Source organism: Lysinibacillus pakistanensis (genome assembly GCF_030123245.1).
GTDB classification, from domain to species: domain Bacteria; phylum Bacillota; class Bacilli; order Bacillales_A; family Planococcaceae; genus Lysinibacillus; species Lysinibacillus pakistanensis.
In genome coordinates this window covers 3,812,843-3,831,383 of record NZ_CP126101.1, presented here as the reverse complement: position 1 = coordinate 3,831,383, position 18,541 = coordinate 3,812,843, and the positions used below count along the sequence as shown (strand labels likewise).

The 18,541-nt window shown below is 38.5% G+C and carries 14 protein-coding genes, 1 riboswitch and 1 other annotated feature; of the genes, 13 read left to right on the top strand and 1 reads right to left on the bottom strand.

Annotated elements, in window-relative coordinates; translation table 11 throughout:
* Positions 1-488 precede the first annotated feature (488 nt).
* From QNH24_RS19135 to QNH24_RS19085, 11 genes are all read left to right on the top strand, one after another.
* Entirely contained in the window at positions 489-2,180 is a 1,692-nt protein-coding gene (locus QNH24_RS19135; protein WP_283869094.1) for an AMP-binding protein, read from the top strand.
* 189 nt (positions 2,181-2,369) lie between these two features.
* Positions 2,370-2,951, top strand: a complete 582-nt coding sequence (gene fadR, locus QNH24_RS19130; RefSeq protein ID WP_283869093.1) for a fatty acid metabolism transcriptional regulator FadR — start codon at positions 2,370-2,372, stop codon at positions 2,949-2,951.
* Between the two features lie 14 nt (positions 2,952-2,965).
* On the top strand, positions 2,966-3,739 hold the full coding sequence (locus QNH24_RS19125) for an enoyl-CoA hydratase (RefSeq protein ID WP_283869092.1): 774 nt from the start codon (positions 2,966-2,968) through the stop codon (positions 3,737-3,739).
* A gap of 109 nt (positions 3,740-3,848) precedes the next feature.
* Positions 3,849-4,622, top strand: coding sequence for an electron transfer flavoprotein subunit beta/FixA family protein (locus QNH24_RS19120; protein ID WP_283869091.1), 774 nt, complete (start codon positions 3,849-3,851; stop codon positions 4,620-4,622).
* 50 nt (positions 4,623-4,672) lie between these two features.
* The gene (locus QNH24_RS19115) at positions 4,673-5,650 is read left to right on the top strand and encodes an electron transfer flavoprotein subunit alpha/FixB family protein (RefSeq protein ID WP_283869090.1); all 978 of its coding nucleotides are present in this window, start codon (positions 4,673-4,675) and stop codon (positions 5,648-5,650) included.
* A gap of 142 nt (positions 5,651-5,792) precedes the next feature.
* Positions 5,793-6,026 (top strand) — a binding site (T-box leader).
* Positions 6,027-6,082: 56 nt separating this feature from the next.
* Complete coding sequence (locus QNH24_RS19110; RefSeq protein WP_283869089.1) at positions 6,083-7,432, top strand: amino acid permease; 1,350 nt, start codon at positions 6,083-6,085, stop codon at positions 7,430-7,432.
* 142 nt (positions 7,433-7,574) lie between these two features.
* Positions 7,575-7,886, top strand: a complete 312-nt coding sequence (trxA, locus tag QNH24_RS19105) for a thioredoxin (RefSeq protein WP_054770925.1) — start codon at positions 7,575-7,577, stop codon at positions 7,884-7,886.
* 112 nt (positions 7,887-7,998) lie between these two features.
* Complete coding sequence (uvrC, locus tag QNH24_RS19100; protein WP_283869088.1) at positions 7,999-9,789, top strand: excinuclease ABC subunit UvrC; 1,791 nt, start codon at positions 7,999-8,001, stop codon at positions 9,787-9,789.
* 39 nt (positions 9,790-9,828) lie between these two features.
* A riboswitch (Lysine riboswitch) is annotated at positions 9,829-10,007 on the top strand.
* Between the two features lie 132 nt (positions 10,008-10,139).
* Positions 10,140-11,366 (top strand): aspartate kinase, encoded by a 1,227-nt coding sequence (locus tag QNH24_RS19095; RefSeq protein WP_283869087.1) that lies wholly within the window; start codon positions 10,140-10,142, stop codon positions 11,364-11,366.
* A gap of 1,005 nt (positions 11,367-12,371) precedes the next feature.
* Complete coding sequence (gene ltrA, locus QNH24_RS19090; RefSeq protein ID WP_283869086.1) at positions 12,372-13,634, top strand: group II intron reverse transcriptase/maturase; 1,263 nt, start codon at positions 12,372-12,374, stop codon at positions 13,632-13,634.
* A 460-nt stretch (positions 13,635-14,094) separates the two neighbouring features.
* On the top strand, positions 14,095-15,378 hold the full coding sequence (locus QNH24_RS19085) for a methyl-accepting chemotaxis protein (RefSeq protein WP_283869085.1): 1,284 nt from the start codon (positions 14,095-14,097) through the stop codon (positions 15,376-15,378).
* A 23-nt stretch (positions 15,379-15,401) separates the two neighbouring features.
* Here QNH24_RS19085 and QNH24_RS19080 read toward each other — a convergent pair whose 3' ends face one another.
* Positions 15,402-15,836, bottom strand: coding sequence for a YslB family protein (locus QNH24_RS19080; protein ID WP_054770927.1), 435 nt, complete (start codon positions 15,834-15,836; stop codon positions 15,402-15,404).
* Between the two features lie 272 nt (positions 15,837-16,108).
* On the opposite strand from QNH24_RS19080, the gene QNH24_RS19075 reads away from it, so the two are divergent.
* Both QNH24_RS19075 and sdhA read left to right on the top strand, forming a co-directional pair.
* Positions 16,109-16,717: a succinate dehydrogenase cytochrome b558 subunit gene (locus QNH24_RS19075; RefSeq protein WP_054770928.1), complete on the top strand. Its 609-nt coding sequence runs from the start codon at positions 16,109-16,111 to the stop codon at positions 16,715-16,717.
* 66 nt (positions 16,718-16,783) lie between these two features.
* Positions 16,784-18,538, top strand: coding sequence for a succinate dehydrogenase flavoprotein subunit (sdhA, locus tag QNH24_RS19070; RefSeq protein ID WP_283869084.1), 1,755 nt, complete (start codon positions 16,784-16,786; stop codon positions 18,536-18,538).
* The last annotated feature ends 3 nt before the right edge of the window (positions 18,539-18,541 follow it).

Here is an 18,541-nt window from a genome sequence, read left to right as displayed (position 1 = left end):
AGCGGCTGACATCAAGAACCACTCAGATGACACCAAAACTTGTGCATGTATCGAGTAGAATCGCTCATGTAGCTTTAAAAACAACTCATGTGATTTCGCCCCCACCTAGGCAGCATAAATTATCCCCCAATCTTCAGCAAAATCAAAAATTTCATCACCATCAAAATTCTCTTAAAACCACTACCGCACAAAATACTACTAAAATCTATCATTAATCTTTCATCTTATGAAAAATTAATCCTCGCAATTTATTTTCGCAATATAGAAATATTACTTCACATGTTTGCATAAAAAAACAAAGAATGAATGAGTATTCATAAGGTCTAGCAATCAAAAACCCTATAAAATACAGTCATATAAATGTTGTGAAATGCATAATAATTAATCGAAAATGCATTTATTTTCTATTTTGTGTTTGAAACTGTATTTCTTTTTCATTATAATTAATATAAGAATTTACAAAGTTTGGGGCAAAGGGGAGAGGACGTATGACAACAAAACCATGGCTAGCAAATTATCCTGAAGAAGTACCATCGTCTTTAACGTTTGAGGAAATTCCAGTGCAAGAGTTTTTGACACGTGCCTATAAAAAGAATCCATCCAAAGTGGCGATTCATTTTATGGGGAAGGATTTGACGTACACAGAGTTATATGAGTCTGCGCTTAGATTTGCAAACTATTTACAGGCACTTGGTGTAGAAAAGGGAGATCGTGTGGCAATTATGCTACCAAATTCACCTCAAAGTGTAATTGCTTACTACGGTGCTATGTATGCTGGAGCTGTTGTCGTACAAACAAATCCACTTTATACTGAACGTGAACTTCAATATCAAATGGCTGATTCAGGAGCAAAGGTTATTTTAGTGATGGACATTTTATATCCACGTGTTATGAAGATTATGAAAGAAACCGCACTTGAAAATGTAATTGTCACGGCTATAAAAGATTACTTACCATTTCCGAAAAATTTAGTTTATCCTTTTATTCAAAAAAAGCAATACGGTTTTAGTGTGAAGGTAGAACATAGCGGTCAAAACCATCTATTTACTGAAATTATGCGTTCCTCACCAATTAAGGTGCTGGACATTTCTTTTGATTTTGAAGAGGACATTGCCTTGCTTCAATATACAGGAGGTACAACCGGCTTTCCTAAAGGTGTAATGCTGACTCATAAAAATTTAATTGCCAATACAACAATGTGTGATGTTTGGATGTATAAATGTGTGCATGGTGAAGAAACAATTATGGGTATTTTACCGTTCTTCCATGTCTATGGTATGACCACGGTTATGCTATTATCTGTTTTTACGCAAAATAAAATGGTGTTATTACCAAAATTCGATGCGGAAACAGCATTGAAAACCATTGATAAGCAAAAACCAACGCTTTTCCCTGGTGCCCCAACATTATATATTGGTCTTTTAAATCATCCAGATATTACTAAATATGATTTGTCATCCATTAAAGCTTGCTTGAGTGGCTCTGCATCACTTCCGGTTGAGGTGCAAGAGAAATTTGAAGCAGTCACAGGTGGAAAGCTCGTAGAAGGTTACGGATTAACAGAAACTTCTCCAGTAACACATTCAACACCTATTTGGGGTAAACGCAAAATCGGCTCAATTGGTTTACCATGGCCGAACACAGATGCGGTTATTTTACGTACAGGAGATACGGAGGAGCTTCCAGTTGGTGAGGTTGGAGAGATTGCTGTAAAAGGTCCACAGGTAATGAAGGGTTATTGGAACCGACCAGAAGACACGGCAGCAACGTTCGCAGATGGCTGGTTCTTAACAGGGGATTTGGGTTATATGGATGAAGAAGGCTTTTTCTATGTAGTGGATCGTAAAAAGGATTTGATTATTGCAGGCGGCTTTAATATATACCCTCGTGAGGTGGAAGAAGTCTTATATGAGCGAGAGGAAATTCAAGAATGTATAGTTGCAGGTATTCCAGATCCGTACCGTGGAGAAACAGTTAAAGCTTATATTGTATTAAAAGAAGGATATTCGATTACAGAGGACGAATTAAATAAATATTGCCGCCAACATCTAGCTGCATTCAAAGTTCCGCGCTATTATGAATTTAGAGATGAGCTTCCGAAAACAGCTGTAGGGAAAATTTTGCGTCGCTCATTAGTGGATGAAGAAAAAACGAAATTAGTGAATAAAGAAGCAAAATAAATACGTCATAAAGTATTGACAAGCAAAGTTGTAAAATATAATATGAAAATATGAATGAATGACCATTCATATTTTCATATTTTTTTTAGGTTAATACGTCACATCCTTACTTTTTACTAAATAAGGATTACATCATGTGGTAACAAAGCATGTAGACGTCTGTAAGTTTTTATAGGTGGTGATATATAAGTGAAACGTGATAAGCCGAAATATAAGCAAATTATTGATGCAGCTGTCATCGTTATAGCAGAAAATGGGTATCACCAAGCGCAAGTGTCGAAAATCGCTAAACAGGCTGGGGTGGCTGATGGAACAATCTATTTATATTTTAAAAATAAAGAAGATATATTAATTTCTGTCTTTAATGAAAAAATGGCTGTTTTTGTTGAGTCATTACAAGATATAATAGAAAATGGAAGTACGTCTAAAGACAAACTTTCACGGATGATAGAAAATCATTTTAATGTTCTAGCGACAGATCGATACCTAGCAACCGTCACACAATTAGAACTACGACAATCGAATAAGGATTTACGATTAAAGATTAATTCGGTGTTAAGAGAGTACTTACAATTACTTGATCAAATTTTAATCGAAGGTATGCTTTCCGGTGAGTTCAATCAAACGATGGATGTACGCTTGGCACGTCAAATGGTATTTGGAACAATTGATGAAACCATTACGTCGTGGGTCATGAATGACTATCGATATGATTTGATAGAACAAGTTCCAAAGGTTCAGGCATTAATTCTGAACGGCATTAAAGCTTAAAAGGATGTGGAGAAATGGAATTTCTAAGTTGGAAAGTTGAAGATGGAGTAGCAATTATTACAATTGCACGACCACCAGCAAACGCATTATCTCGCGGAATCATTACCGAAGTCAATGAAGTGCTAGATGCAGTAGAAAACGATGACGCAGTACGTGTCCTTGTGCTTCACGGTGAAGGCCGTTTCTTCTCAGCAGGTGCAGACATAAAGGAATTTACAGAAGTTGAATCTGGCGAGGAATTTACAAAACTAGCGAGCAATGGGCAACAAGTATTTGAACGTGTTGAATCATTCTCAAAACCTGTTATTGCTGCAATCCATGGTGCTGCACTTGGCGGTGGTTTGGAGCTTGCGATGAGCTGTCATCTGCGCTTTGTAACAGAATCTGCAAAATTAGGGTTACCCGAATTACAATTAGGTCTAATTCCTGGCTTTGGTGGCACACAACGATTACCACGCTATGTTGGTGTTGCAAAAGCTGCAGAAATGATGTTTACAAGTGAGCCAATTTCAGGTACAGAAGCTGTGCAGTGGGGGTTAGCGAATCGAGCATATTCAGATGAAGTGCTGCTTGAGGAAACGTTAAAAACTGCTAAGAAAATTGCGAAGAAGAGCCCAATCGCCTTAAAGGCAGCTATTCAAACTTTACAATTTGCGAAGCCTGCTTCATTCTACGAAGGTATGGAGGCTGAGGCAAAATCGTTTGGTACTGTTTTTATAACAGAAGATGCAAAAGAAGGCATTCAAGCATTTATTGAAAAACGTGAGCCTGTGTTTACTGGTAAATAATTTTCCATTAGTGTCGATAGCACTTGTCAATCGACATTATCCAAACTGAAAATATATAATATTTATAAGTTTACTTAGAATTAAAAAACGTTCCAGGAGGTATGGATATATGAACATTTTTGCATTAATTAAACGTACGTTTGACACGGAAGAGAAAATTGTTGTGTCTGGTGGTAAAATTCAAGAAGATGGTGCTGAATTCATCATCAACCCTTATGACGAATATGCCATTGAAGAGGCAATCCAAGTTCGTGACGCTGCTGGTGGTAAAGTAACAGTAGTAACAATTGGTGGCGAAGATGCTGAAAAGCAACTACGTACAGCTCTTGCCATGGGAGCAGATGAAGCGGTTCTTATTAATACAGAAGATGATTTGGATGAATTAGATCAAAATGCAGCTGCTTTTATCTTAGCAGAGTATTTAAAAGATAAAGATGCTGATTTAATTTTAACAGGAAACGTAGCGATAGATGGTGGCTCTGGGCAAGTAGGTCCACGTGTTGCAGATTTACTTGGCATTAACTATGTAACAACAATTACAAAACTTGAAATCGATGGAACATCTGCGAAAATTGTACGCGATATCGAAGGTGATTCAGAGGTTATCGAGTCCTCTTTACCACTATTAGTAACAGCTCAACAAGGTTTAAATGAGCCTCGTTACCCATCTTTACCAGGTATCATGAAAGCGAAGAAGAAACCGCTTGCAGAACTTGAATTAGATGATTTAGATATCGATGAAGATGATGTAGAAGTGAAGATTGAAACTGTAAACATCTTCTTACCAGCACAAAAGGCAGCAGGACGCGTTCTTGAAGGTGATCTTTCTGCACAAGTAAAAGAACTGGTAAATCTACTTCACACTGAAGCAAAAGTAGTTTAAAAATTTGATGATGTTAATCGAATCTTAAAGGGTAACGGAGGGAATATACTATGTCAAAAAAAGTATTAGTATTAGGTGAAGTTCGTGAAGGAAGCTTACGTAATGTTTCTTTCGAAGCAATTGCTGCTGCAAAACAAATCGCTGATGGTGGCGAGGTTGTTGGCGTACTTTTAGGGGACGCTGTAGCAGATTTAACTGGTTCATTATTTGAATATGGAGCTGATCGTGTTGTAACAGTAGAGCATCCACATTTAAAACAATATACATCTGATGGATATGGTCAAGCGTTATTAGCTGTCATTGAGCAGGAAAATCCAACTGGAATTGTATTTGGTCATACAGCTAATGGCAAAGATTTATCACCAAAGATTGCAAGTAAGTTACAGGCAGGTCTAGTATCTGATGTTACTTCAATTGAAGGCACTGGCGATGATATCGTATTTATCCGTCCAATTTACTCTGGTAAAGCTTTCGAAAAAGTAAAAGTAAAAGATGGTGTTATTTTAGCTTCAATTCGTCCAAACAATATTGCACCTTTAGAAAAAGTAGAAGGCAAATCAGGTGACGTAGCTTCCATTTTGGTGGATATTACAAACCTTCGCACAATCATAAAAGAGGTTGTACGTAAGTCTTCAGAAGGTGTTGATCTTTCAGAAGCGAAAGTAGTTGTAGCGGGCGGACGTGGTGTTAAATCAGAAGAAGGCTTTGAACCATTAAAACAGCTAGCAGATTTACTTGGTGGCGCAGTTGGTGCCTCACGTGGTGCATGTGATGCTGAATACTGTGATTATTCACTTCAAATTGGTCAAACAGGTAAGGTTGTAACACCTGATCTTTACATTGCTGCAGGAATTTCTGGCGCAATCCAGCACTTAGCAGGTATGTCAAATTCTAAAGTCATCGTTGCGATTAATAAAGATCCTGAGGCTAATATTTTCAAAGTGGCAGATTACGGTATTGTAGGAGATTTATTCGAAGTAGTGCCTCTTCTAATTGAAGAATTTAAGGCATTAAAAGTAAATGCATAGTAAATGGTACAGGGGGATTCATTCCTCCTGTTTTTTTGTATAATGCTCTATTTTGAGAATTATCGCAAAATAAGATATTGACATAATGATGGATAGCCCTTATAGTGGTGGATAATCATTAAATTTTTCAATAATAAAGTATTGAAACGCAAAGATTAGGAGTAGTAGAAGCTCATTATTTGGTAGAGAGAGCTGCGGGGTGGTGCAACGCAGTCCAATAAGACTTTGAACTTGCCTAGGAGTGGTAAAATAAATGGAATTAACAGATTATTCTATTTGTTTGACGATTAACCTTCGTTACAAGGTTTTAAAGTAGGATTCGAATCGAATCAATTAGAGTGGTACCGCGGTTTGCTTATGGCATATCGTCTCTTCTTTCATTTAACGGTGAAAGGATAGGCGATATGCCTTTTTGATTTAGGAGGAAAGAAAATGGAAAAAGACAACCAGACATTAAAACGCACAATGTCCTCACGACATATCACGATGATGGCTTTAGGTGGTGCCATTGGTGCAGGATTATTTAAAGGAAGTAGTGCTGCCATTGATAAGGCAGGACCATCAGTGCTCATCGCCTATTTATTAGGTGGTATTATTCTTTTATTTGTAATGCAAGGTTTAGCGGAAATGGCAGTTCGAAATAGCGAGGCCAGAACGTTTAGAGATTTAGTTCAATCGATATTAGGAAAGTACCCAGCATATTTCCTAGATTGGATTTATTGGAAAATGTGGGTTTTGAATATTGCAGCAGAATCTGTAGTTGCGGCCATTTTCATTCAATATTGGTTACCTGATTATCCAATTTGGATTCTGGCATTGTCTGTTTCAGTGTTAGTTACAGCGATTAATTTATTATCAGTGAAAGTTTTTGCTGAAACAGAATATTGGTTAGCGTTAGTTAAAATTTGTGTAATCGTTGTGTTCATTATTGCAGGCTTAATTTTATTACTTGTTTCGTTTGGTCAGCATACTGCTGTTGGTTTTTCGAATTTAACGGAGCATGGAGGCTTTTTCCCTAACGGATCAATGGGATTAATTGCTGCAATGCTTGTGGTTATTTATTCTTATGGTGGTACTGAAATTATTGGTATTACATTAGCAGAAACAAAGAATCCTGAAAAGGTAGTGCCGAAAGCTGTGCGCAGTACACTAGTTCGGATTGTGACGTTCTATTTACTACCTTTCTTTATTATCGTAAGCTTAATTCCTTGGAATGAAGTAAATGGCGTACCTGAAAGTCCGTTTGTGATGGTGTTTAAAATGATTGGGATTCCTGGTGCAGACCATATTATGAACGCTGTTGTTTTACTTGCGATTATTTCCTCCATGAATTCAGGGCTTTATGGCTCATCTCGTGTGTTATATACACAGGCTGTGGACGGGCGTGTTCCAAAAATCTTTGCTCATTTATCGAAAAGAAAAGTTCCGGTATATGCGATTTTAATGTGCACATTAGCATTATATGTTGGTGTAATTATTTCACTTTATGCTGGAAGTAAGACTTTTGAGTTTCTAATGGGTTCACTAGGATACACGGTGTTATTTATTTGGTTAATCATTGCGATTGCACATTTGAAATCACGTAAAAAACAATCAGAAAAAACAAGTGCCTATGTAGTTAAATGGTTTCCTTACACAACGTGGATTGCTATTATTGCGTTAAGTGCTATCTTGATTGGTATTATTTTTACAACTTCTATAATTGTAACAGGTATTACATTAGCTATATATATCTTTATAACGTTAACGTATGTTTATAAAGGTCGCTACCATACAAATTAGACTAAATTATAAATTGACTTCAAGCTGTTTCGACTTTTTTCATCTTGTTTTTTCATCAATTTTGCATTATAGGCAGATTGTTCGCTCAAGGTAAATTATCCATGCTATACTACAAGCATAGTAAGTTTAAGGAGGATTTCAAATGGCAATTGTACATGCAACAGATGCAACTTTCCAAGATGATATTAAAGAGGGGTTAGTGCTAGTAGACTTTTGGGCTGCTTGGTGCGGACCATGTAAAATGATTGGACCTGTACTTGAAGAAATGGATGCTGCAGGTAGTGCGGCTAAAATCGTAAAAGTAGATGTAGATAACAACCAAGGTACGGCAGCGCAATATCAAATCATGTCAATTCCAACTTTATTATTATTTAAAGATGGTGAATTGGTAGATAAAACTGTTGGCTTCCAACCTAAAGAAGCGTTAGAGACATTTATTGCAAAACATGCTTAATTGATAAGATATGAAAAGTCGAGCCATCATTTGATGTGCTTGGCTTTTTTTCGTTATATAATAAGTTAATAGAGGATGGGACCTATGTATAACAAAGAGGGGGCAGGTTGTAATGAATGATTTAATAAAACGAAAGCTTGATATTTTGCCTGATCAGCCTGGCTGCTATTTGATGAAGGATCGGCAAGGAACCATTATTTATGTAGGAAAAGCAAAGGTGCTAAAAAATCGAGTACGCTCCTATTTTACTGGTACACATGAGGGGAAAACACAGAGACTTGTAAGTGAAATAGAAGATTTTGATTATATTGTGACCTCCTCTAATATTGAGGCATTGATTTTAGAGCTTAATCTCATAAAACTTCATGATCCTAAATACAATGTCATGTTGACAGATGATAAAACGTATCCGTATTTAAAAATTACGAATGAAAAACATCCCCGTCTTATTACGACACGAAAAGTGAAAAAGGATAAGGCAAAGTATTTTGGACCCTATCCTAATGCATATGCAGCAAGTGAAACGAAAAAGCTACTTGATCGCTTATATCCGCTTCGAAAATGTGTACAACTACCTTCAAAGGTTTGTCTATACTATCACATGGGCCAATGTATGGCACCTTGTGTAAAGGAGATTGATGCTCAAATTTATCAGGATATGATTGAGGATATGACCAAATTTTTAAATGGTGGCGTGGAGGCAGTCAAAAAGGAGCTAGAGATAAAAATGCTAGCCGCTGCTGAAAATTTAGAGTTTGAACGTGCAAAAGAATTCCGTGATCAGATTGCACATATTGATACAGTTATGCAAAAGCAAAAAATTGTATCAAGTGATACGACCAATCGAGATGTATTTGGTTATGCAGTTGAAAAGGGCTGGATGTGTGTCCAAGTATTCTTTGTTCGTCAAGGTAAACTTATTGAGCGTGATGTCTCTATTTTTCCGATTTATCAGGAAGCAGAGGAGGAATTTTTAACATTTGTTGGTCGATTCTACGAAAAGCTAGAGCATATTAAACCAAAGGAAATTTTTATCCCACAAGCTATTGATGCTGCGATTTTAACAGAATTATTAGATGTGAAGGTATTGACGCCAAAGCGTGGGCAAAAAAAAGAGCTTGTTGACCTCGCTACAAAAAATGCTGAAATCGCAGTAGCAGCTAAGTTCCAGCTCATTGAACGTCAGGAAGAACGAACAATTGGTGCATGTGAGGCACTGGGTGAAGCGATGGGAATTTCCACACCTTTACGAATCGAGGCTTTTGATAACAGTCATATGCATGGAACAGATGCTGTATCTGCAATGGTGGTATTTATCGATGGCAAGCCTGCAAAGAAAGAATATCGGAAGTATAAAACTCGGACAGCTGCTAAGCACGATGACTATGGGGCGATGCAGGAGGTAATACGTCGTCGTTACATTCGTGTACTAAAGGAAGGATTACCCCTACCAGATTTAGTTTTAATAGATGGAGGGAAGGGACAAATGGAAGTTGCACGAGAAGTATTAGAGGATGAGCTTGGGCTGGTCATTCCAATCGCTGGCTTAGCGAAGGATGAAAAGCATAATACATCACAGCTTCTATTTGGTGATCCACCTGAGGTCATTGCGTTAAAGCGCACAAGTGATGGGTTCTATTTATTGCAACGAATTCAAGACGAAGTACACCGGTTTGCCATTACATTCCTACGCCAGCAGCACGAAAAGCATGCTATTCAATCCGTTCTCGATCAGATTGAGGGTATTGGTCCAAAGCGAAAACAGCAATTACTAAAGCATTTTGGTTCTGTCAAAAAAATTCGAGAGGCAAGTGAGTTAGCATTACAAGAGGCTGGGATGCCTGCTAATCTTGCTAGTCATATATATACCTATTTTCAGGAACAGACATTGTCAAAGGAATAGACATATGCTAATGTTTAATAACATACATTCACTATTTTAAGTGATGATAGAGGTGCAAGATTCAAAAGTAGTACATCAGAGGATGAACAAATCCTGTGAAGATGTATGAAAGGGGAGCTTGCCGAAGTGGAGCATCGTTGTTTCCGATGTTGTACTGGTTTTGCATTTAAGAAATGTAAGACTGTCGATTCTAAACGTTTCGGAGAGCTATCACACATGCGCAAGGTTTTTTTATTGTACATGTATAGGCAGCTTTCACGTTATGTGAAAGCTGCTTTTTTGGTTTTCTAGTAGACACTCCGAATAGAAATTACGTCAAATTAGTGATGATGAAAAGGAGAAGATTCAGGATGGCAAGAATTGTAATGAAATTTGGCGGTGCTACATTAGCATCATCAGCACATATTTTTAAGATTGCGAAAAAGGCAATTCATGAAAAAGAAAAAGGTCATGATGTAGTTATTGTCACTGCAGCAATGATAAGCTCAGCAAATGAATTAACAAAAATGGCACAGGATTTATCTGATGAAGCGTCTAAGCGTGAATTAGATGTGCTACGTTCAACGAGCTCACAACTATCAAGTGCCTTAGTGGCCATTGCCTTGCAGGAAGAAGGCTATAATGCAGTGTCATTAACAGGCTGGCAGGCAGGTGTTCAAACAGATGCAATGTATGTTAACGCACGCATTGATTATATAGATGTAAGTCGACTAGAAGAGCATTTGGCACAGAAGCAAATTGTCGTAGTTGCTGGGGAGCAGGGTATTGATCATTTACAAAATATTACGACTCTTGGTAAAGGTGGAGCAGAGACGGCGGCTGTGGCCATTGCAGCAGCACTGGATGCGGAGCGTGTGGATATTTATACGAACGTGGATGGCGTTTATACTGCTGATCCAAACCATGTGAACGGTGCACAAAAATTAAAGGAAATTTCCTATAATGAGATGCTAGAGTTATCGAATTTAGGTACACATATCTTACATCCACGAGCTGTAGAATTAGCAAAGAAGTTTCAAATACCAGTTATTATTCGATCAAATGAAATAGATACAGTAGGTACTTTATTGAAGGAGGAAGTTGAGATGGAAAAAAATTTAATTGTACGTGGTGTTGCCTATGAATCAGATGTTATTCGTTTAACGGTAGGGTATGATGCTTATTCGGATGCTTCGTTGGCAGATATCTTTACGGTACTTGCAAATCATCGCATTAACGTAGATATCATCGTGCAAGCGATCATTGACGGTCTTAAACCGACTGTATCATTTACGATTTTGAAAGAAGAGTTTGCAGAAGCATTACGTGTTCTAGAAGAAAGTAAATTGTCGCTTGGGTTTAGCTTTGCTGATTTTGAAGTTGGCTTGGCAAAGGTATCTATTATTGGTTCAGGAATGGCATCTAATCCAGGCGTTGCTGCACGAATGTTTGATCGTTTACGACATGAAGGCATCCCTGTTAAGATGGTTAGTACATCTGAAATCAAAGTGTCTGTTGTAGTGCCTCAAGATGACATGATTCATGCAGCTAATGCTTTACATGATGAATTTAATTTAGAGCAAGCACTTTATATGTAAGAATGAAAGGATGTGCCAATAGCCACATCCTTTCATGTTGTTGAAATACTATTATGTCAATGAAATCAAGGTGACAAATTAAAAAGTATAACCCTTTTTCAAGACGAGGGGTTGATTTCCGTTCTGACTGAGTGCTTTCCTGGGGGCGTCCGATGAGCCGCTTCACTCGCGTACCAGGGTCTCATCTGTGACGCTGAATCCCCGAGGAATCACTCAGTCTACACTCCAATCAACCACTGCTCATAGTATTTTCGCTGGCATTTCACATAAATGTATAGTGATAAATTTAAGTCTTAACCATCACTATTTTTCGTAAAAAATGAAGCTGATAACATTTTTCTATGCGAAAGCAGTACGACAGCAGTAAGAGGCTTTATGTTTAGTTATAAAGTATTTTTATGCACAAAATGTAGGTTGACAGCTATAGAATTGTACTACTATTCTATCCATTTAAGTGCGCCCGGCATGCGTATGAACTATAGGGTGCAAGTCCCGAACCCCGAAGACAGAAGTAGAGGTTAGCCAAGAGCAAGGGTGTCCGTGGCGACGCGGAATCTGAAGGAAGCTGGAGGCAAAACACCGGTCCGAGGAACACGAATCTCATAGAAGGCTAGGTATGATTGGATGAGTGTGCTTAACAACACAAAGTCCTTTCTGTCGAAGGTCATATCGAGTAAATGAGGCGGATAGATGGTGTGAAAGTGCATGCGCTTACCCGGGGAGGTCTGATGGAAACGCAAAGTACACTTTGTAACCTACTTAGCGATAGGTAGCTGAACCATCAGAAGTCAGCAGAGGTCATAGTACCATTCACTTCTAGAATGAAGGGGAAGGACCGAACAATTCGGAGAAAATAGCCCTTGGCATGCAGTTTTCTATGATAAACACAGAAAATCCAAAAGGACCGACTTAATGGAGGTAATGGTGAATCCCATGAGGGACATTGAGCGGGTGCAGTAGAAACTGTTATAAAAAGACAAGCTATTCACGGAGGAATCGAACGAGATGTTAATGAATCAAATATTATCACGGGAGAATCTGCTTCTCGCACTCAAACGGGTGGAACGAAACAAAGGGAGTCATGGAGTAGACAAAATGCCCGTAAAATTCCTACGACAGCATGTAGTCGAAAACTGGCTAACGATTAAGAAGCAAATTCTTGAGGGAACCTACCAACCACAACCAGTCCGCAGAATCGAAATCCCGAAACCTGACGGCGGTGTGCGACTATTAGGAATCCCAACCGTGACAGACCGACTCATTCAACAGGCGATTGCCCAAGTGCTATCCAACCTATACGACCTGAACTTCTCGAATCATAGTTACGGATTTCGACCAAAACGAAGTGCTCACGATGCAATCCGAGAAGCCAAAGGCTATATAAAAGAAGGATACCGCTGGGTAATAGATATGGACTTAGAGAAATTCTTCGACAAAGTAAACCACGACCGTCTAATGAGTACATTAGCGAAGAAAATTTCTGATAAACCTCTACTCAAGCTGATTCGTAGATACTTACAATCGGGTGTCATGATAAATGGTGTCGTTTATGATACAGATGAAGGAACACCCCAAGGGGGTCCACTGAGTCCACTCCTCTCAAACATTGTCCTGGATGAATTAGACAAAGAGATAGAGAAACGTGGTCATAAATTTGTCCGTTACGCCGATGACTGCAATATTTATGTGAAAACAAAACGAGCAGGAGAACGAGTGATGGCAAGTATCAAAACCTTTATTGAGAAGACGCTACGATTGAAAGTAAATGAGAAGAAATCCGCAGTGGCTCGTCCTTGGCAACGTAAATTCCTAGGATTTAGCTTTACCTCCCGCAAAGAACCACAAGTTCGAATTGCGAAAGAGAGCATAAAGCGAATGAAGAATAAAATTCGGGAATTAACAGCTAGAAAGAAGCCATTTCCAATGGAGTACCGAATTCAACAATTGAATCAATACTTAATTGGGTGGTGTGGCTACTTTGCATTAGCGGATACGAAATCAGTATTTGAATCACTGGATGGATGGATTAGAAGAAGACTTCGCATGTGTTTATGGAAGAATTGGAAGAAGCCTCGTACGAAAGTGCGCAACCTCATTCGCTTAGGAGTTCCAGACTGGAAGGCTTACGAATGGGGCAATACTCGCAAGAGTTACTGGCGTATTTCGAAAAGTCCAATATTACACAGAACCCTTGGTAACTCTTATTGGAGTAACCAAGGGCTCAAAAGTCTGCAAGCTCGTTATGAAATCTTGCGTTATTCATCTTAATTGAACCGCCGTATACGGGTCCGTACGTACGGTGGTGAGAGAGGTCGGGGGTTAGTCACCCCCTCCTACTCGATTGATGGTGAGTAATATGCTTTTACTTTACGATTGAAGGAAGAAAATATTTAAAGTTCTACACTATTGCAGATTGGAGTGTAAGGCTACTCGACTCCCGTGGGATAGCGATACAGACGAGACCCTGCACGGAGCGTCAGCGCAGGAAGCGGCTCGTCGCTCGCCCACAGGAAAGCGAGTAGCCTGGAACGGAAATCACCTCCATTTTGACTAAATATTCACAAAGAGTCCCTTGACCATTTAGTTTTTCAACACTATGAAAGGATGTGCCAATAGCCACCTCCTTTTTATATATGGGACGTTTACTTCAATTTAATGTTTTATCGAAATTGATTGTTATATAATAGAGAAAGATTACATGTTTTGGCAAGGAAGAGGTGAGTATTGAATGGCATTATTTGGTCTATTTCAAAAACCAATTGATGAAGGTATAAAACAATGCAATGATTCTGAAATACAATTACTGAAAAAACGAATTCTAGAATTGGAACTTGCACAGGAAAGTATTGATGTGAAAAATGCAATATTAGAATTTGTACTAGCACATATGGAATTAATTAATTTTCAAACTGCTTTAAAGGTACAGGGAGTGTCAACAAGTGTAGGGGATATTTCAGCAATGAGTGAAGAAATGTCATCAAACACAGAAGAAATATTAGCTGTAGAGCAAAATATGAATGCAAACATTCAAGAAATCAAACAGCATTCTATCCAATTAGTGAAAGAGATGGAGTCATCAATTACAAAAGGTGAAATTGTTCAAGGGTTGTTAATCCAGGGAGCTCATTCAACAGAGCAACTGAAGGATGAAATGAATAGAATGAATAACATTGGCAAAAGTGTAACAGCGATTGCTGATCAAACACAGCTACTTGCGTTAAATGCCTCAATTGAAGCTGCGCGTGCAGGTGAGCATGGAAAAGGCTTTAATGTTGTGGCTATGGAGGTAGGGAAGTTAGCCAATAGCTCCAAAGGTTCCTTAAAAGAAATGACAACAATTCGATCAGTCATCGATGAGAAATTACATCATACTATAACCAATATCGAACAGGTTGAATACTATTTCACAAATTTCTTAAGCAACATGAAAGACAATATTACGAATCTGTCTATTACAAGCAAAAGTATTGAAGAGGCGGCACATGGCGTTCACCAAATAACAGTTGCGTCTGAGGAAAATGTAGTAGCGATTGATCGATTGGCTATCACGACAACAGAATTATCACATACTAGTGATTTCTCCGAGACAATTCAAAATCAAGTCACTGAAATGCTAAAAGCTATTGTACCGACCATCCGCAAACCTTCAGAGCAAACCGTCATAAGTCAGCTAGCAGCAAGATTAATGGATCATGCAAGGTTTTTGCGAAATACAATTCAAAGGGCAGGAAAAAAGGATATTTTAAAAACACATCATCAATGTGCCTTTGGACAATGGTATTATGGACATCTTGAGCAGTATCATTCCTTATCAGAGTACCGTCAAATAGAGCAACCGCATGAATTCGTACATACTGCTGCACAAAAATTAGTCAATGAACTATCAATTAGTAACTTAGAGGAAATGATTCAACACTCGCTTAATATATTGGAGGCCTTTATTGCATTAATAGATATACTGTTAAAAGAAAGACATGCGCAACTAGAAAAAGGATTGTCATCCCATAAATAAAGAGAGGGATGCAATCCTTTTTCTTACTCTGTTGGTATAGTATTCATAATTCTTTCTTTAACATCCCACTTCACAGTGAACATCACATGCTCCTGTTTAACTTGTTTTTCATCGTAGCACTCTGTTAAATAGCCTTTTGCTTGCTGAATTTGCTCTGCTATAAAACCGGCTTCCAATCTAAAGCAACGGTGCCCAACTAATAGCAGCTCAGGGTCGTTTGTCAACTGGAATATACGTCCATCTTTTGTTTCTTTAATCAATTCAAGGGTACCCCAACAGGCATCTGCGAAAAATGCGATAAGTTCTTCTTGACTTTTACAAGGAAACTTCCGAGCCAGCTCTTTTCCGGCCCAGTAAAGTACATCCTCCTCGTGTTTACCAAGAATTGAAGATAAAATATGATCACGGATAATCTCATAGCCAAATGATGAGATAGTAGGATATGGAGGGTTTAACATTGAAATCCTTCTTTCTTAGAATTTTCTTAAAATTTAACGCTGATAAAGTAAAGATAGTTTTTTCGAGAAAAAATGATGCATCATGTACTAGATTAGTTCTTTAATGAGGACTATGAAAAACTCTAAGTTACCTTGACGCTCGTAGCTCTTGAGAGTACAATAAACATGTCATAATATTGTACCATGATGAAATACACAGTCAATGAAGTATCATTTACAAAATGATGACTTCTTTTGTTGTGCTATTTTAAGTACTAAGGGGGGTAACAGTCTTGTCGAAAGATCGAGAGTTTTTATGGCGTCGCTTACATTCTCTACTTGGGATCATTCCAGTAGGTCTGTTCTTAACGATGCACCTGTTCATTAACTTTACAGCAACAGGCGGAGCAGAAAGTTACAACGATGCTACCGCAGTAATGGAAAAGATTCCATTCCTTATCCTAGTTGAATGGATTGTCATCTATATTCCATTAATGTTCCACGCATTTTATGGTGTTTACATTGCATTCACTGCTACACCAAATACAGGACGTTTCAGCACATACCGTAACTGGATGTTCTCATTACAACGTTTTACAGGTGTATTCTTAGTGATTTTCATTGCATGGCATATTTTCCAAACTCGTATTCAAAAAGCGCTTGGTACACACGTTGATTACGATATGATGGCGAATATCGTTGCTAATCCAATCATGCTTGGATTCTACATCGTTGGTATTTTATCAGCAACTTTCCACTTATCAAACGGTCTATGGGCATTCCTAGTAAGCTGGGGTGTTGTACAATCTCCTCAGTCTCAAAAGATTGCTACTTATGTAACAAACATTCTTTTCGTAATTCTAAGTGTAGTTGGTGTGGCTGCTATTTTAGCTTTCGTTTAATTTAATAGAAGCTACTATAGAGCACATGCAATCATTGCAATTTTTTAAGAGGAGTGAGAAATAATCATGGCGAAAAGCAAAATAATTGTTGTCGGCGGCGGTCTTGCTGGTCTGATGGCAACGATTAAAGCAGCTGAAGTTGGTACTGAAGTTGATTTATTCTCATTAGTTCCTGTAAAACGCTCACACTCTGTATGTGCGCAAGGCGGAATTAATGGTGCGGTAAATACAAAAGGTGAAGGGGATTCTCCTTGGATTCACTTTGATGATACAGTATATGGTGGGGACTTCTTAGCTAACCAACCACCAGTTAAGGGTATGTGTGATGCGGCTCCTGGTATTATTCACTTAATGGACCGTATGGGTGTTATGTTCAACCGTACACCTGAAGGACTTCTTGATTTCCGTCGTTTTGGTGGTACATTAATGCACCGTACAGCATTCTCAGGTGCAACAACTGGTCAACAATTACTATATGCACTAGATGAGCAAGTTCGTTCACACGAAGTAGCTGGTTTAGTTAATAAATATGAGCACTGGGAATTCCTTGGTGTCATTATTGACGAAGATGGCGTTTGTCGTGGTATTGTAGCACAAGATATGCGTACTGAAGAAATTAAATCATACCGTGCAGACGCTGTTATTATGGCGACTGGTGGTCCTGGTATTATCTTCGGTAAAACAACAAACTCTGTTATTAATACAGGCTCTGCTGCTTCTATCGTTTACCAACAAGGTGCTTCTTATGCGAATGGGGAATTCATTCAAATTCACCCTACAGCGATTCCTGGAGATGACAAAAACCGTTTAATGTCAGAATCGGCTCGTGGTGAAGGTGGACGTATTTGGACTTATAAAGACGGTAAACCTTGGTACTTCCTAGAAGAAAAATACCCAGCTTATGGTAACTTAGTACCACGTGATATTGCAACACGTGAAATTTTCGACGTTTGTGTAAACCAAAAACTTGGTATCAATGGTGAAAACATGGTTTACCTAGATCTTTCTCATAAAGATCCGCATGAATTGGACGTTAAGCTTGGTGGTATCATCGAAATCTACGAAAAATTCGTTGGAGATGACCCACGTAAATTACCTATGAAAATTTTCCCAGCAGTTCACTACTCAATGGGTGGATTATGGGTTGACTACAACCAAATGACTGAAATACCTGGTCTATTTGCAGCAGGTGAATGTGATTACTCACAACATGGTGCAAACCGTCTTGGTGCAAACTCATTATTATCTGCTATCTACGGTGGTATGGTTGCAGGACCAAACGCAGTAGATTATGTAAAACATCTTAAAAAGCATGCTGAAGATCTTCCACAAGAGCTTTACGATGCTCGCGTAAAAGAAGAACAAGCTAAATGGGACGCTATCATGAAGATGGACGGCACAGAAAACGCTTACTTGCTTCATAAAGAGCTTGGTGAGATGATGACTGCTACGATGACAGTAGTACGTTATAACGACCAACTTCAAGATACATTGAAAAAATTAGATGATCTTTCTGAGCGTTGGAATAACATCAACATCAATGATACACAAAAATGGAGCAACCAAGGTGCGCACTTTACACGTCAGCTTAAAAATATGTTAATTCTTGCGAAAGTAATGACACAGGGTGCATTATTGCGTAATGAATCACGTGGTGCTCACTATAAACCAGATTTCCCGAACCGTGATGATGAAAACTTCTTAAAAACAACAATGGCGAAGTTTGATCCAACTACTGGTAATCCTATCATCACGTACCAAGAAGTCGACGTTTCTTTAATTCCACCACGTAAACGCGACTACTCTGCGAAAGGAGACTAAAAG

Bases quoted from the DNA above. Each gene is read 5' to 3' on its own strand.
- QNH24_RS19135 (WP_283869094.1), top strand. From the start codon at position 489: ATGACAACAAAACCATGGCTAGCAAATTATCCTGAAGAAGTACCATCG.
- QNH24_RS19125 (WP_283869092.1), top strand. From the start codon at position 2,966: ATGGAATTTCTAAGTTGGAAAGTTGAAGATGGAGTAGCAATTATTACA.
- QNH24_RS19120 (WP_283869091.1), top strand. From the start codon at position 3,849: ATGAACATTTTTGCATTAATTAAACGTACGTTTGACACGGAAGAGAAA.
- QNH24_RS19115 (WP_283869090.1), top strand. From the start codon at position 4,673: ATGTCAAAAAAAGTATTAGTATTAGGTGAAGTTCGTGAAGGAAGCTTA.
- QNH24_RS19110 (WP_283869089.1), top strand. From the start codon at position 6,083: ATGGAAAAAGACAACCAGACATTAAAACGCACAATGTCCTCACGACAT.
- trxA (WP_054770925.1), top strand. From the start codon at position 7,575: ATGGCAATTGTACATGCAACAGATGCAACTTTCCAAGATGATATTAAA.
- uvrC (WP_283869088.1), top strand. From the start codon at position 7,999: ATGAATGATTTAATAAAACGAAAGCTTGATATTTTGCCTGATCAGCCT.
- QNH24_RS19095 (WP_283869087.1), top strand. From the start codon at position 10,140: ATGGCAAGAATTGTAATGAAATTTGGCGGTGCTACATTAGCATCATCA.
- ltrA (WP_283869086.1), top strand. From the start codon at position 12,372: ATGTTAATGAATCAAATATTATCACGGGAGAATCTGCTTCTCGCACTC.
- QNH24_RS19085 (WP_283869085.1), top strand. From the start codon at position 14,095: ATGGCATTATTTGGTCTATTTCAAAAACCAATTGATGAAGGTATAAAA.
- QNH24_RS19080 (WP_054770927.1), bottom strand. From the start codon at position 15,836: ATGTTAAACCCTCCATATCCTACTATCTCATCATTTGGCTATGAGATT.
- sdhA (WP_283869084.1), top strand. From the start codon at position 16,784: ATGGCGAAAAGCAAAATAATTGTTGTCGGCGGCGGTCTTGCTGGTCTG.